The following is a 14,833-nucleotide window of genomic DNA, read 5'->3' on the forward strand; positions in this document are numbered from 1 at the left end:
AGGGCTGGAATTCGCCGCACGCACTAGTCAATGCCCAGTGCGCGCTTAACAGGTTTAAAACTTTTACGATGCATTGGCAGAGCGCCATGCTCGGCCAACGCCGCCATGTGGACCTTGGTGGGATAGCCTTTGTGTTGAGCAAACCCATAGTTCGGGTAAGCGGCATCCAACATGGCCATTTCATGATCGCGATCGACTTTCGCCAAGATCGAGGCGGCACTAATTTCTGCTACCCGCAGGTCACCTTTTACCACGGCCTGTGCCGGCATCGGCAAGGATGGTACCCGGTTGCCATCAATTAATGCGTAATCAGGGGTGACCGATAAGCCATCAATCGCACGCTGCATCGCCAGCATGGTCGCATTTAAGATATTCAGCGAATCGATTTCATCAGGCTCTGCGCGCCCCACTGACCAAGCCAATGCTTTTTGTTTGATTTGATCATAGAGCGCGAGCCGTTTTTTCTCGCTCAACTTTTTCGAGTCCGTTAGACCCGCAATAGGCTGAGCCGGATCGAGAATCACCGCGGCAGTGACCACGGCACCGACCAAGGGCCCACGTCCGACTTCGTCGACCCCCGCGATAAGCTGTGCGTCAGGGTAGTGAAAAGGGTGTTCAGTCATGGTCATCTAATAAATTTAATACGGCATTGGCTGCAGACGTATCCGCATCTTTGCGGATGGTGTGATGCAACTCAGTAAAGGTGGTCAACAATGCCTGGTTATCACTGTCTAATTGCGCACTGACCGCGTCAGCCAGTGCGCCTGGCTCACACTCTTCTTGCAGCAGTTCCGGCACTAAAGGCGCGTCAGCGAGAATATTGGGTAAGGAAACATACTGCGTTTTAAGCAGGCGTTTGGCAAGCCATGCCGTGACCGGCTTGACCTTGTATCCCACCACCATCGGGCGTTTAAGTAACATGCACTCTAACGCTACGGTGCCAGAAGCGAGCAGCACCGAGTCGGCGGCGCTAATCACTTGGCGCGCCGTATCATCAACCAGGGTAAATGAAAGCTCTGGCGCGATCGCTTGCCAAGCCTGCTCAAATTGCTGTCGCCGGGTTTCATTAACGAGCGCGACCACAAACCCCAAGTCCGGATATCGCGCCGCCAGTTGCTGACACGCTTGTAAAAACGGCGGAGCTAACATCGACATTTCACTGCCACGGCTGCCAGGCAGCACTGCTAACCAACGTTTTTGGCTATCTAACCCAAGAGCACGCTGCGCGGCGAGTTTGTCCACCTGCATCGGAATGCTATCGGCCATGGTATGGCCAACAAACGCACAAGGCACATTAAACCTATCGTAAAACGCTTTCTCGAAGGGCAAAAAAGCCAGAACCAGATCAGTGGCTGCAGCAATCTTAAAAATTCGCTTTTGCCGCCATGCCCACACTGATGGGCTGACATAGTGAACGGTTTTGATCCCCGCTTTTTTTAATGATGCCTCGAGACGTAAATTAAAATCTGGGGCATCGATACCAATGAACACATCCGGCGGATTAACGGTAAAATGCTTGACCAACGCCGTTTTTACTTTCAGCAAACGTGGCAGTCGTCCTAGCACTTCCACCAGCCCCATCACAGAAAGCTCTTCCATATCGAACAAGCTGTGACAGCCTTGAGCCATCATTCTTGGGCCTCCGATACCGACAAACTCAACATTAGGGTGTTGAGTCCGCATCGCTTTGATCAGGCCTTCACCTAAAACATCGCCGGAGATTTCTCCGGCGACGATTCCAACGCGTAATGGACGTTCACTCGGTAACATTAACGAATAACGCCTCGCGTCGAACGCTCAAAGAAGTCAATGAAAAGAGCCAGCGCCGGCTCGCTCTCGGCTTGCTCTGCAAGCTCTTTTTTCACTTCTTCTAAGGTTTTACCGGAGCGGTACATATTTTTATATACCGCCCGAATGGCGCGAATCGCTGATTTTTCAAACCCGCGTCGCTTCAGGCCTTCCACATTAATACCAAATGGCGCGCAATGATTGCCCTGTGCCATCACATAAGGGGGGACGTCTTGAACCACAATCGAGCCACCGCCGAGCATGGCATGGCTGCCAATCACACAGAACTGGTGAATGGCTGACATGCCACCGACAATCGCATAATCATCGACATGAACGTGGCCCGCTAAGGTAGCGTTGTTGGCAAAAATACAATGATTACCGACCACACAATCATGGGCGACGTGGGCATTAATCATAAACAGGTTGTCGCTGCCAACTTTGGTTTCGCCTTTATCTTGGACCGTACCACGGTGCATCGTCACGCTTTCACGAATGGTGTTACGATCACCGATTTCTAGCGTGGTTGGCTCCCCAGCATATTTAAGATCTTGGCACGCTTCACCAATGGAAGCGAATTGATAAATGCGATTGTCTGCGCCGATACGGGTCGGGCCTTTGATCACAACATGTGTCATCACCTCGGTACCTGTACCGATTTCAACCCCTTCGCCAATATAAGAAAAAGCGCCGATTTTTACGTTTTCGCCCAATACGACGCCGTCTTCGACAACCGCAGTGGGGTGAATGTAAGCCGTTTCGTGGATCACAATTAGATCTCTCTTCTTGCGCACTTCAGTTCCGCCGAGCAGACAACCTCGCCGTCTACTTTCGCCACCCCATTAAAGGCCGCAATACCTCGACGCTCTTTAATAAATTCCACCTCAAGCACCAATTGGTCACCCGGTGAGACCGGACGGCGGAATTTCGCATTATCAATGCTTGCAAAGTAGTATAGCTCGTTGTCTTTCGGCTTACCGAAGGTCTTAAACGCCAACAAGCCTGTTGCTTGCGCCATGGCCTCTAAAATGAGTACGCCTGGGAAAACAGGCAATTGCGGGAAATGACCCGTAAATTGAGGCTCATTGACAGTGATGTTTTTAATCGCGTGAAGGTATTGCCCTTCTTCAAAATCGATAACGCGATCAATCAACAAAAAAGGATAGCGGTGTGGTAACAGCTCTTTGATTTCGTTGATATGTAGAACTTTGTTTTCGCGAGTCAAGGTAGTATTCCCGTTCAAATCCAATACTGACTTCATTAACGCAAAACGGCCCGCGTTACTAAGGCGGGCCTGTCATCTCGGCGTTAATCTTGTTTTTCGAGCTGATTTTCCAGCTCTTTGAGCCGCTTGTGCATCTCATCAATCTTGAGTACACGCGCGGCAGTCTTCCGCCACTCGCGGTTGGGCTGCAACGGAATGCCGGACGAATACATGCCCGGCTCAGTGATTGGCCGCATCACCATCGCCATTCCCGTGATGGTCACGTTATCTGTGATTTCCATATGGCCATTAAACACGCTGGCGCCACCAATGATGCAGTGTTTACCTACCTTGAGGCTGCCTGCCATGACAGTTGCGCCGGCGATTGCCGTGTTCTCACCGATCGACACATTATGCGCAATCTGACACTGGTTGTCGATAATCACCCCATCGGCAATTTCGGTATCATCCAGTGCGCCCCGGTCAATGGTGGTGCACGCACCAATTTCGACCCGATCCCCAATCACAACGCGGCCAAGCTGAGGGATTTTCACCCACTTGCCTTTGTCATTGGCATAGCCGAAGCCGTCCGCACCGATCACGGTACCCGCTTGAATCAAGCAGTCTTGCCCTATCACTACCTCATGATAAAGGGTGACATTCGCCCAAAGCTTGGTCCGAGCGCCCACCTTTGCCCCTTTGCCGACAAAGCAACCCGCACCGATTTGCACACCATCACCAATGAGCGCGCCGGATTCAATCACCGCATTCGGTCCAATCGCCACACCTTCTCCCAACACTGCATCATCGGCCACCACCGCGGATGGGGCAATGTCGGTGGCGCAAGCTGGCGTCGAGTCGAGAATTTGCGCGACGTGGGCATAAGCCAAGTAGGGGTCTGACACCACCAAGGCGTTGCCTTGGCTGTACGATAGATCGCCCTCTTTTAGCATCACAGCGCTGGCGCGGCAGAGTGCCAAATTTTTACGGTATTTAGGGCTGGATAAGAAGGTGATTTGCCCTTCTCCCGCTGAATTCATCCCTGCAAGCGAGGTTATCGTTACAGCGCCATCTCCGTGGAGCTGTGCATCCAGTTTATCCGCTAATTCAGCGAGAGTAATCGAAACCATGGGCTCCTCGACTGTTATTTAACTGCGTTGATCACTTTTTCAGACAAGTCATCACTTGGGTTGGCGTATAAAACAGCATTGGCGTCAATCACCATGTCGTAGCCTTCTTGCTCAGCCACTTGATCGACCGCTGTCTTCAGCTTTTTGACCAGTTTAGACTCTTCTTGACCACCACGCTTGCGTTGATCTTCTTGTAACGCTTTTACTTTCAGCTTGTAATCGGACTCCATTGATTGGAGTTTACGCTGAAGCGTTACGCGCTCGTCTTCACTCATCAATTCACCATTACGCTTGAGCTTTTCCACGCCTTCAGAGAGCTTCTCTTTCAAGCGCTCAATTTCGGCCACTCGGTCTTTAAACTCACCGCGTAGCTTCTCATTGAGGTTGTTTTTCTTCGCCAATTGCGACATCACGGCCCCGGTTGATACATAGCCCACCTTCTGTGCAGCATCAGCCGCTGATGCGTACATGGACGTCGTCAATACCGCGACACTCAGTCCCGCTGCTTTCAAAAATGATTTCACAATAGTCTCCTTTCTGATCATCAGAATGTGCGCCCGATCGTGAAGGTAAAGAACTCTTCATCGTCGCCAGGCTGGCTTGTAATAGGTTTTGCGATGGAAAATACCAAAGGTGCCATCGGGGACATCCACTGCAGTGCCATACCATAAGAGGCACTGATATTGGATGGATCTGAATAATCCTTAATGTTATCTCGGCCACTGTAATTAGCAGCAGCGGATACGTCATACTCGGTATCCCACACTGAGGCGGCATCAATAAACACACTGGTACGGATTTGTTCGCGCGCTTCCTCTGAGGCGAACGGCGTTGGCACAATCAGCTCAGCACTGGCGCGTGCCATAGCGTTACCACCGACGGAGTCTGAAGAGCCGTAATCCCCTTCATTCGTTTCCACATCATCACTATTTGGCTGAGGTGAACCATCCTTTTCATAGACTGCTTTAGGACCTACAGAGTTCGAACGGAAGCCGCGCAGTGACGAGAAGCCACCGGCGTAATAGTTCTCATAAAACGGCAGCATGTGATCTTGGCCATTGGTTTGCCCATAACCGTTACCATACGCAAGTCGGCCACGCATCAACAGCGTAAACTCGTGCTCTTGTGTCAGCGGCACGTATTGGCGGATGTCATACTGCATTTTAAAGTACTGTACATCCGAGCCGGGTACCGTCATCCGATACGAGGCACGTTGGTAATTACCTGCGGTTGGGAAATAGCCGCGGTTGAGGTTGTTGCGCGTCCAGGATACTGAAATATCAAAGTCGTCAACTTCCAAGCCTTCATTGTGATTAAGATTATCTTGGTGAAGGTCTAAGAACTTATCAATTTGATAATAACGGCCGAGGTTCTCAATCTTGTTGTGCGTGTACCCTAGCGAGAAATCAATCGAGTTCAGCTCATCAGTCCAAAAACCCCAGGTGAGGTTGGTACCGTAACTTTGGTTGGTATACTCAACGATGTTAGCGTCACGGGCTTCAAACTCGTTATAGAATACCTTACCGCCCAGGCTCACACCGTCGAGCGTAAAGTAAGGATCACGGTACTCAAGCGTCAGGTTTTTGCGATAGTCGTTGACCATGGCGTTGATACCGAACCGGTTCCCAGTGCCCGCAAAGTTATCTTGCTGTAAGCCGAGCTGTAAGCTCGCGCCTGACTCAGTGCCATAACCGATACCAAAGTTGATACTACCTGAGTTAGCTTCTTTAACTTTGTAGTTAACGTCGACTTGATCATCAGTGCCTGGTACGCGCTGAGTGTCCACTTCAACATTCTGGAAAAAGCCGGTTCGACTGAGACGCTCTTTACCGCGGGTGACCGCTTTTGAGTTAAGCCAAGTGCCTTCAAGCTGTCGCATTTCACGGCGCAATACTTCATCTTTGGTGGTGGTGTTGCCTGAAAAACGGACATTGCGCACGTAAATACGCTTTCCTGGCTCGACATTGACCGTTAACGACACTTGCTGATTGTCATCATCAAAGCTGGGTAAGGTGTTCACTTTGGGGTAGGCAAAGCCTGTCTCGCCTAAGTGGCGTTTGATCGCCTCTTCAAGTGCAGTCACTTTATCACCGTTATAGGTATCACCACGGGTGAAGGTGACTAATGAACGGTAAATCTCTTCATTCTGTGGATCACCACGAAAGTCCAAATCAGCGACCTGATAAGGCTTGCCTTCGTTGACATTCAAGGTGATGTAGACCCCTTTTTTGTCAGGTGAGATAGCCACTTGTGTCGACTCAACACGGAACTTAAGGTAACCGCGATTGAGATAAAAACTGCGTAGTTTTTCAAGATCGCCTGCAAGAACCTGTTTTTGGTACTTTTCGTTGGCGAGGAAGTTCCACCACGGCACGTCGGCACGCAAATCAAAATTGTCACGCAGCTGCTCATCACTGAACACGTCATTGCCGACAAAGTTAATTTGCTCAATTTTGGCCGATACGCCCTCAGTGAAAACAAATTTCAAATCGGCACGATTACGCGGCAAGGGAGTAACCACCGCTTTCACCGACGCACTGTACTTACCGACGCTGTAGTAAAAGTCTTCAAGACCTTTTTCGATTTTGCTCAGTTGGGTGCGATCGAGCGCTTCACCGACACGAAGGCCTGACGATGTCAGGTTCTCTTTTAGCTGCTCTTCCTTAATCGCCTTATTCCCTGAAAAGGAAATACTGGCAATGGTCGGACGCTCTACCACTTTGACCAGCAGTGCTTCGTCATCGCGGTAAACTCGCACATCCTCAAAGTTACCAGAGGCAAAAAGTGCATTGATAATGTCAGCCACATCGTCGTCGTCCACTTTGTCGCCGACACGCACTGGCATTGACAACAAAGCGGCCCCTAGACTGACTCGTTGCAGTCCCTCAAAGCGGATATCGCTGACTTGAAATGTGTCAGCATGCGCCATACTACTGCTTACTAAAAGAGACGCTATTAATAGTTTTTTCATCGCCATCTGCTATCTGACTTATCCTTGAATACTAACCGTTTAAAGTCGGGCGAAGTCGTTAAACAATGCCACTGCCATTGCCATCATCAACACGGCAGCGCCGATTCGATACCCAAAGTCCTGCACACGCTCCGATACCGGTCGCCGTGTGACAGCCTCAATCCCAAAGAACAGCAAATGGCCGCCATCCAATATGGGCAGAGGGAGTAAATTGATAATGCCTAGGTTCACACTAATCAGTGCCATAAACCCTAAAAATGAGATCAGCCCGATCTCCGCGGTCATCCCCGCGCCTTTTGCTATCGATATTGGGCCACTCAAATTATTCACCCCAACATCGCCGGTAATCAGTTTTTTGATCATATTGACCGTCATACTGATCACTTGGCCTGTTTTCCCCACTGCCTCCGGTATCGCTGCGAATGGTCCATACTGTTGGGTGAATCGATATGACTCGGGCCACTCGTCCATTTGTGGCGCAATGCCAGCATAGCCTGTGACCTCACCATGACTGCGACGCGCATCCGGCGTTAATACCACAGATTGACGCTGTCCCTGTCGCAATATTGTCAGCGACAGGGCTTGGTCTGGGCTCGCTTTAATCATCTCGACCAAGCGCTGCCATGACGACAGCTCGGTATCAGCCACTGCAATAATTTTGTCGCCTTGCTTGAGACCCGCTTGCTCTGCCGCGCTTCCTTCTACCACTTGCGCGATCGATAAAGTAATCGCAGGGCGATAGGGGGTGATCCCCAGCGTCGTCAGAGGTGATTGGTGCTCTGGGTCAAACTGCCATTGGCGTAAATCCAGTTGATAGTCTCTGCCATAACTAGACGTTGGGCTCGGTTTGGCGGTGAGGGTCATGCTCTCATCACCAATGTGACCCATCAACGCAAAATTAACAGCTTGCCAATCAGCGGTTTCGACGCCTGAAACCTGGGTTAGTTCCATACCTGGTTCAATTCCCGCTTCTGCCGCGATCGAATTGGGTGCAATTTCACCAATCACAGGTTTGACGGCAGGAACACCTATCATCATCACCAGCCAGTATGCAAAAACGGCAAATACGAAATTAGCGATGGGGCCAGCGGCAACAATAGCACTGCGCTGCCACAAAGGCTGGTTGTTAAATGCGCGTGGTTTATCGGCATCCGGCACCGCTTCGATGCGCTCGTCCAGCATTTTGACATAGCCGCCAAGGGGGATCGCGGCAATCACATATTCGGTGCCATCCTTACCAAATTTCCGCCACAATGCGCGACCAAAACCAATGGAAAAGCGCTCCACTTTCACGCCACAACGGCGAGCCACCCAAAAATGGCCGAACTCGTGAATCGCAACCAGTATGCCCAACGCGACGATAAACGCCGCTGCATTCCATAGAAACCCGCTCATGGTGTCACCTTAGCAATCTGCTCATTTGCAGTGATGCGCGCTATTCTATCCAGCTCAAATAAGCAATCCAAGCTTGTTGGCGTAGGAAGCGAGGACTGGGTCAAAACCTGTTCATTGATACGCGCAATATCCATAAACCCGATTTTTCCTGCCAAAAAGGCTGCCACCGCCTGTTCGTTGGCCGCATTCAAGCTCGTCGTCGCCGCTTGTCCTTGCTCGCAGGCCGCGATCGCGAGCGATAAGCAGGGATATCGTCGAGCATCCGGTGCCATAAAGGTAAATTCGCCAATTTGGGTAAAATCCAGCGGCGCAACGGAGGCATGAACACGCTCAGGGTACCCCATCGCATGAGCAATAGGGGTACACATATCTGGCGTCCCTAATTGTGCTAACACCGAGCCGTCACACATTTGCACCATGGAGTGGATCACTGACTGAGGATGGATCACCACCTCCAGCTGTTCAGGCTTGGCGTTGAATAACCAACGCGCTTCTATGTATTCCAAGCCTTTATTCATCATGGTGGCTGAGTCGACTGAGATTTTAGGGCCCATCGACCAGTTCGGATGTGCGACTGCCTCTTCGACGCTCACATTGGCAAGACTTTGCGGTTCGCGATAACGGAACGGGCCACCAGAGCCGGTTAACAGGATTTTGCTGACCCCCGAGGCATGAAGATCGCAACGCCCAGGTGTGTGTTGAACCGCCTGCGGCAAGCATTGAAAAATGGCATTGTGTTCACTGTCGATAGGGAGCAGCTCGGCGCCATACTGGTAAACGGCGTCAATAAAGAACTGTCCAGACATCACTAGGGCTTCTTTATTGGCAAGCAGAACACGTTTGCCCGCCTTCACCGCCGCCATGGTCGAGGATAACCCTGCCGCCCCAACCACGGCAGCCATCACCATATCTACCTCAGGTAGCGAAGCCAGTTGACACAGCCCCTCCTCTCCAGCAAGCACCTCGGTAGCTAGGCCTTTGCTCGCGAGTCTTTTCCTGAGCTGCTGAGCCGCATCGTGGTCGGCCATCGCCGCATAAGCGGGCTGCCAACAAAGACACAAAGCGGTCATTTTTTCCACATTGGTATGGGCAGCCAGTGCCACTACCTTATACTGCTCAGGGTTCGCTTCAACCACTTTCAATGTGCTTGAACCAATCGAACCTGTCGCGCCTAACACGGTGATTTTTTGCATTTCAACGACTCGTTTCACTTAATTCGCAAACGCGAAGTACAACACGGTAAAAACAGGGAATGCCGCCGTCAGACTATCAATACGATCGAGAATGCCGCCGTGACCGGGCAGCAGGTTCCCGCTGTCTTTAATCCCTGCCACACGCTTAAACATGCTTTCCGCGAGATCCCCCAATACCGACGCAAGGGCCGTCACCATTGCAATCGCCAACAAGATACCGAGGTTGGCAAAATGAAGCTCGAGGACATGGGCGCCAAGCCAGGTCACACCGACCGCTGCGGAAAGTCCACCCAGCAACCCTTCGAGGGTTTTATTAGGGCTTACCGCCGGCGCCATTTTGTGTTTGCCAAATTTCTTTCCGGCAAAGTAAGCGCCACTATCGGCGCACCACACCAATACAAAGACCAGCAAGACTAGCTTCGCACCGTAATAGGTCGAAAACTGATAGTCCGCCGCCCGCAATAACAACACACTCCACATAAACGGCAGCATAGTAAGCAGGCCAAAGACAAGACGGAGTAGCTTGCTGTGAGTCCAATAGTTACCCGAGCGCGGGAACGCGAGCACTAAAACGGTGGCAAACAGCCACCACGCCGCCCCCGCAGCAGCAACCGCAAAAGGCGGAAAACGTACGTGCCCCAATGCCATGGCATCAAAAGGGAGAGCAAACAGAGACAATGCCAACGCAGCAGCGGGAATGATAAAAGTCAGCAGGCGTGAAGACGCTGAAACAAATTGCGTCCACTCCCATAGCCCAATAAGCGTGACGACCGCTATCGCTGCCACAAAGGCAGGAAAGGGTAAGTAGAAGACGCCCGCGACCACTAACGGGACTAATAAAGCCGCGGTTAAAACTCGTTGTTTGAGCAAACTGATTCCTCGTGGTTACTTATCCGTTGTTATCATGGCTTTGATTTGCTCGCCCGTGCAACCAAACCGTCGCTCCCGGTTGACGTACCAAGCCACAGCATCATACAAACTCTGTTCGTTGAAGTCCGGCCAATATTGCTCGGTGAAACACAGCTCGGCATAAGCGGCTTGCCATAAAATAAAGTTACTAATGCGACACTCCCCGCTGGTGCGGATCATCAAGTCCACATCCGGCAAGTCGGCCAACATGAGATGGCGCGCAATATCTTGTTCACCAATATCATTGGGCTGCAACTGTCCTGCCGCGACTTCTTCAGCCACACGGCGTGTTGCCTGAGTGATGTCCCACTGCCCACCATAATTGGCAGCAATATTGAGCACTAAACGGTCATTGTCGGCCGTTAGGGCTTCGGCTTCGGCTATTTTGGCTTGCAGTGACGGGCTAAAGCGAGAGGTATCACCGATGATGCGTAGTTGCACCCCATGACTGTCGAGTCGTTTGACTTCACGAGAAAGCACATTGATAAACAGCTCCATCAATACACTCACTTCGTCTTCAGGGCGACGCCAGTTCTCGCTGCTAAATGCAAACAAGGTGAGGGCTTTGACCCCGATTTCAGACGCTGCTTTCACCGTTTTACGCACCGCTTTCACACCCGCTTTATGTCCAAACACACGGGCTTTGCCTCGTGCCTTGGCCCAGCGTCCATTACCGTCCATGATCACGGCAATGTGCTGCGGTAAAGCGGCAGATTCGAGCTGCGCATCAAGAGACTGGGAACTCATGTTTCTCCTTGGCAAATAAAAAGCGCTGTACTGCACGCACAGCGCTTTAGCATCGGCGGTAAAGTCTAATGAGATTTAGACTTCCATCAACTCTTTTTCTTTTGCATCAAGAAGTGCATCAACATTCTTGACTGCTTCGTCAGTCAACTTTTGAATATCATCTTGCGCACGACGTTCGTCATCTTCAGAGATTTCTTTGTCTTTAAGCAGCGCCTTAAGCTCATTGTTAGCGTCACGGCGAATGTTACGAATGGCCACACGGCCTTGCTCGCCTTCGGCACGCACTACTTTCACCATGTCTTTACGACGCTCTTCGGTCAGCGGCGGCAAAGGGACACGGATCACGGTGCCGGCAGAGGCTGGGTTGAGACCCAAGTCTGAGGTCATGATTGCTTTTTCAACCGCTTGAGTCACTTGCTTGTCGTATACGCTGATCGCCAACGTACGCGCATCTTCAGCCACGATAGAGGCGAGCTGATTAAGTGGCGTTGGAGCCCCATAATACTCGACAGTGATCCCCTCCAGTAAACTGGGGTGAGCACGGCCTGTGCGCAATTTACCTAGCGTGTGTTTTAGCGCCTCTACACTTTTATCCATACGCGCTTTCGCGTCGTCTTTTATGTTATTAATCACGGGAGTATCCTTGCGATTGAATTAGTTTGTAAGATTATGCCACCAATACCGGCTTAGCTGTTAGTGATCAAAGTGCCTTCTGCCTCGCCCATCACGACACGGCGCAATGCACCTGGCTTGTTCATATTAAAGACACGAAGTGGCAACTTATGATCGCGTGCTAACGTAAATGCGGCCAAATCCATCACTTTCAACTCTTTTTCTAAAACATCTTGATATGTCAGCGAGTCATAAAGCGTTGCATCCGGGTTTTTGGTTGGATCATCACTGTAAACACCATCAACCTTGGTTGCCTTAATCACGATATCAGATTCAATTTCGATACCGCGTAAGCACGCCGCCGAATCCGTGGTGAAGAAAGGGTTACCTGTCCCGGCGGAGAATATCACCACGCGACCATTGCGAAGCTGGCTAATCGCTTCTGCCCAATTGTAGCTATCACACACGCCATTCAAGGGAATAGCTGACATCACTCGCGCGTTCACATAGGCACGATGAAGTGCGTCACGCATTGCCAATCCGTTCATCACGGTGGCTAACATACCCATGTGATCGCCCACAACACGGTTCATTCCCGCCTCAGCAAGACCAGCACCACGGAATAGATTACCGCCGCCGATAACCAAACCCACTTGAACACCCAGCTCGACCAGTTCTTTGATTTCTTGCGCCATGCGATCTAGCACGGCGGGATCAATCCCGAATCCATCATCGCCCTGCAGGGCTTCACCACTAAGTTTAAGTAAAATTCGTTGATAAGCTGGCTTAGGATTTGTAGTCATTTCACTACCTTTCTATTAGGCACTAGTTAGGGAAGAAGGTTATGGAAGACCGCGGCGAGCACCGCGGTCTGAGTCAGAAAAATTAGCTTTGTTGTGCCGCAGCAACTTCTGCAGCAAAGTCTACTTCTTCTTTCTCGATGCCTTCGCCCACTTCAAAGCGGATGAAGTCGGTCACTTCGGCACCTTTCTCTTTCAGCATTTGGCCCACAGTTTGTGATGGGTCCATGACGAATGCTTGACCCGTCAGAGAAATTTCACCGGTGAATTTCTTCATGCGGCCAGCAACCATTTTCTCTGCGATGTCAGCAGGCTTGCCTGATTCCATTGCGATATCAACCTGAATTTGCTTCTCTTTCTCTACCACGTCGGCAGGTACATCTTCAGGGTTAACATAGTCAGGCTTAGACGCTGCAATGTGCATAGCCACGTGCTTGATGGTTTCTTCGTCCGCTTTTGCCGCAACGATAACACCGATGCGACCGCCGTGACGGTAAGAACCCACTTTCTCGCCTTCGATGAATGAAACACGACGGATATCCATGTTTTCACCGATTTTCGCGACGAGATCAGCACGCTGCTGTTCAAATTTTTCTTTCAGCGCGTCGATTTCAAGGCCTTCAGCCAGTGCAGTTTCAGCAACTTGATCAGCAAATTCCGCGAAGTTTGCGTCTTTTGCAACGAAGTCAGTTTCACAGTTGATCTCAACGATCGCTGCTTTGCCTTCGTTTTCTTTCACTAGGATCACGCCTTCAGCCGCAACACGGCCAGCTTTTTTCGCTGCTTTTGCCGCACCGCTCTTACGCATGTTCTCGATTGCCACTTCGATATCTGCGTTCGCTTCAACCAGTGCTTTTTTACATTCCATCATGCCAGCGCCAGTGCGCTCGCGAAGTTCTTTAACCAGGGCAGCGGTAACAGTTGCCATTGTTCAATCCTCGATTCGAAACTATTTGGGTAAAAAACAGGGGCCCGAAATCGGCCCCTGCTAACCATACTTAGCTTACAGCATGAAAGATGACACGCTGATGGCTAAGAACGCTCACAAGGAGCTGTCGTCTTATTCAGCGACTTCAACCAGCTCGTCTTCTGCTTGCGCAACGATGTCTTGGCTACGGCCTTCTTTGTAAGCGTCAGACGCGGCATTCAGGTAAAGCTGGATAGCGCGGATTGCGTCATCGTTACCTGGAATGACGTGGTCAACGCCGTCTGGGTTAGAGTTAGTATCTACCACTGCAAATACTGGGATACCCAGGTTGTTCGCTTCTTTGATGGCAATGTGCTCGTGATCCGCATCGATAACGAACATTGCATCAGGCAGGCCGTTCATGTTCTTGATACCACCCAGTGATTTGTCGAGCTTTTCCATCTCACGGGTGTACATCAGTGCTTCTTTCTTGGTCAGCTTCTCAAACGTACCGTCAGTAGACTGAGTTTCCAGGTCTTTCAGACGCTTGATAGATGTACGAACGGTTTTCCAGTTAGTGAGCATGCCGCCCAACCAACGGTTGCTTACATAAAACTGCTCGCAGTTTTCTGCTGCCGCTTTTACCGCTTCGCTTGCTGCGCGCTTAGTACCAACGAACAGGACTTTACCTTTACGCTCACCGATTTTTGACAGTTCAGCCAAAGCATCGTTAAACATTGGTACAGTTTTCTCAAGGTTGATGATGTGCACCTTGTTACGTGAACCAAAGATGAAAGGCTTCATTTTTGGGTTCCAGTAACGAGTTTGGTGACCGAAGTGTACGCCCGCCTTGAGCATGTCGCGCATTGAAACAGTAGCCATGATAATTTCCTCTTGGGGTTAGGCCTCCACATATCCCATTCACCGACCCGCTGAGGGCACCCCGGTTAATGTGTCGATATGTGTGTGATTTAAAATAAAAAGTATTGAGTGAAGACCATCAAACTGAAACCCAGCTCGGCTAGATTGATCACAATGACGGTTTTCGGCGCGCTTTATACCACAAAAACACCAGCAAAATCCAGCAATATTGCGCATTCGGTCAAGCGTGGTTGCCACTGCATCTCATCGGGATCCTGCCCCTTTTGGTTTCCAGAATGCAGATGGCTTGGTACCA

The 14,833-nt window shown here is 50.7% G+C and carries 15 protein-coding genes; all 15 read right to left on the reverse strand.

Annotated elements, in window-relative coordinates; translation table 11 throughout:
* Positions 1 to 23: 23 nt before the first annotated feature.
* The 15 genes from rnhB to rpsB all read right to left on the reverse strand — a co-directional run bounded on the left by rnhB (position 24) and on the right by rpsB (position 14,538).
* Positions 24 to 623 (reverse strand): ribonuclease HII, encoded by a 600-nt coding sequence (gene rnhB, locus BZG23_RS13770; RefSeq protein ID WP_046074188.1) that lies wholly within the window; start codon positions 621 to 623, stop codon positions 24 to 26.
* Positions 616 to 1,770: a lipid-A-disaccharide synthase gene (gene lpxB, locus BZG23_RS13775; RefSeq protein ID WP_077607278.1), complete on the reverse strand. Its 1,155-nt coding sequence runs from the start codon at positions 1,768 to 1,770 to the stop codon at positions 616 to 618. The genes rnhB and lpxB overlap by 8 nt, the downstream gene beginning before the upstream one ends.
* Entirely contained in the window at positions 1,770 to 2,558 is a 789-nt protein-coding gene (lpxA, locus tag BZG23_RS13780; RefSeq protein WP_046074186.1) for an acyl-ACP--UDP-N-acetylglucosamine O-acyltransferase, read from the reverse strand. Before lpxA ends, lpxB begins: the two co-directional genes overlap by 1 nt.
* Before the next feature lie 2 nt (positions 2,559 to 2,560).
* Positions 2,561 to 3,013 (reverse strand): 3-hydroxyacyl-ACP dehydratase FabZ, encoded by a 453-nt coding sequence (fabZ, locus tag BZG23_RS13785; RefSeq protein WP_046074224.1) that lies wholly within the window; start codon positions 3,011 to 3,013, stop codon positions 2,561 to 2,563.
* A gap of 83 nt (positions 3,014 to 3,096) precedes the next feature.
* Complete coding sequence (gene lpxD / locus BZG23_RS13790; protein ID WP_077607279.1) at positions 3,097 to 4,122, reverse strand: UDP-3-O-(3-hydroxymyristoyl)glucosamine N-acyltransferase; 1,026 nt, start codon at positions 4,120 to 4,122, stop codon at positions 3,097 to 3,099.
* A gap of 14 nt (positions 4,123 to 4,136) precedes the next feature.
* Entirely contained in the window at positions 4,137 to 4,646 is a 510-nt protein-coding gene (locus BZG23_RS13795) for an OmpH family outer membrane protein (RefSeq protein ID WP_046074184.1), read from the reverse strand.
* A gap of 20 nt (positions 4,647 to 4,666) precedes the next feature.
* Positions 4,667 to 7,099: an outer membrane protein assembly factor BamA gene (gene bamA / locus BZG23_RS13800; protein WP_077607280.1), complete on the reverse strand. Its 2,433-nt coding sequence runs from the start codon at positions 7,097 to 7,099 to the stop codon at positions 4,667 to 4,669.
* Positions 7,100 to 7,132: 33 nt separating this feature from the next.
* Positions 7,133 to 8,488 (reverse strand): sigma E protease regulator RseP, encoded by a 1,356-nt coding sequence (rseP, locus tag BZG23_RS13805; protein ID WP_077607281.1) that lies wholly within the window; start codon positions 8,486 to 8,488, stop codon positions 7,133 to 7,135.
* A complete protein-coding gene (ispC, locus tag BZG23_RS13810; protein ID WP_077607282.1) occupies positions 8,485 to 9,681 on the reverse strand; it encodes a 1-deoxy-D-xylulose-5-phosphate reductoisomerase in 1,197 nt (398 codons plus the stop codon). The genes rseP and ispC overlap by 4 nt, the downstream gene beginning before the upstream one ends.
* Positions 9,682 to 9,699: 18 nt before the next feature.
* Positions 9,700 to 10,551: a phosphatidate cytidylyltransferase gene (locus BZG23_RS13815; protein WP_046074180.1), complete on the reverse strand. Its 852-nt coding sequence runs from the start codon at positions 10,549 to 10,551 to the stop codon at positions 9,700 to 9,702.
* A 15-nt stretch (positions 10,552 to 10,566) separates the two neighbouring features.
* On the reverse strand, positions 10,567 to 11,337 hold the full coding sequence (locus BZG23_RS13820; protein WP_046074179.1) for an isoprenyl transferase: 771 nt from the start codon (positions 11,335 to 11,337) through the stop codon (positions 10,567 to 10,569).
* A gap of 75 nt (positions 11,338 to 11,412) precedes the next feature.
* Positions 11,413 to 11,970, reverse strand: a complete 558-nt coding sequence (gene frr / locus BZG23_RS13825; RefSeq protein WP_077607283.1) for a ribosome recycling factor — start codon at positions 11,968 to 11,970, stop codon at positions 11,413 to 11,415.
* Positions 11,971 to 12,023: 53 nt separating this feature from the next.
* A complete protein-coding gene (gene pyrH / locus BZG23_RS13830) occupies positions 12,024 to 12,752 on the reverse strand; it encodes a UMP kinase (protein ID WP_046074177.1) in 729 nt (242 codons plus the stop codon).
* An 82-nt stretch (positions 12,753 to 12,834) separates the two neighbouring features.
* Positions 12,835 to 13,677: a translation elongation factor Ts gene (gene tsf, locus BZG23_RS13835; protein ID WP_046074176.1), complete on the reverse strand. Its 843-nt coding sequence runs from the start codon at positions 13,675 to 13,677 to the stop codon at positions 12,835 to 12,837.
* A gap of 132 nt (positions 13,678 to 13,809) precedes the next feature.
* Positions 13,810 to 14,538: a 30S ribosomal protein S2 gene (rpsB, locus tag BZG23_RS13840; RefSeq protein WP_046074175.1), complete on the reverse strand. Its 729-nt coding sequence runs from the start codon at positions 14,536 to 14,538 to the stop codon at positions 13,810 to 13,812.
* Between the last annotated feature and the right edge of the window lie 295 nt (positions 14,539 to 14,833).

The organism is Salinivibrio sp. ML290 (genome assembly GCF_001995695.1).
GTDB classification, from domain to species: Bacteria; Pseudomonadota; Gammaproteobacteria; order Enterobacterales; family Vibrionaceae; genus Salinivibrio; species Salinivibrio siamensis.

Excerpts from the sequence above, each read along its gene's own strand:
- rseP (WP_077607281.1), bottom strand. The coding sequence starts at position 8,488 with ATGAGCGGGTTTCTATGGAATGCAGCGGCGTTTATCGTCGCGTTGGGC.
- lpxB (WP_077607278.1), bottom strand. The coding sequence starts at position 1,770 with ATGTTACCGAGTGAACGTCCATTACGCGTTGGAATCGTCGCCGGAGAA.
- rpsB (WP_046074175.1), bottom strand. The coding sequence starts at position 14,538 with ATGGCTACTGTTTCAATGCGCGACATGCTCAAGGCGGGCGTACACTTC.
- rnhB (WP_046074188.1), bottom strand. The coding sequence starts at position 623 with ATGACTGAACACCCTTTTCACTACCCTGACGCACAGCTTATCGCGGGG.
- BZG23_RS13820 (WP_046074179.1), bottom strand. The coding sequence starts at position 11,337 with ATGAGTTCCCAGTCTCTTGATGCGCAGCTCGAATCTGCCGCTTTACCG.
- lpxD (WP_077607279.1), bottom strand. The coding sequence starts at position 4,122 with ATGGTTTCGATTACTCTCGCTGAATTAGCGGATAAACTGGATGCACAG.
- ispC (WP_077607282.1), bottom strand. The coding sequence starts at position 9,681 with ATGCAAAAAATCACCGTGTTAGGCGCGACAGGTTCGATTGGTTCAAGC.
- bamA (WP_077607280.1), bottom strand. The coding sequence starts at position 7,099 with ATGGCGATGAAAAAACTATTAATAGCGTCTCTTTTAGTAAGCAGTAGT.
- pyrH (WP_046074177.1), bottom strand. The coding sequence starts at position 12,752 with ATGACTACAAATCCTAAGCCAGCTTATCAACGAATTTTACTTAAACTT.
- tsf (WP_046074176.1), bottom strand. The coding sequence starts at position 13,677 with ATGGCAACTGTTACCGCTGCCCTGGTTAAAGAACTTCGCGAGCGCACT.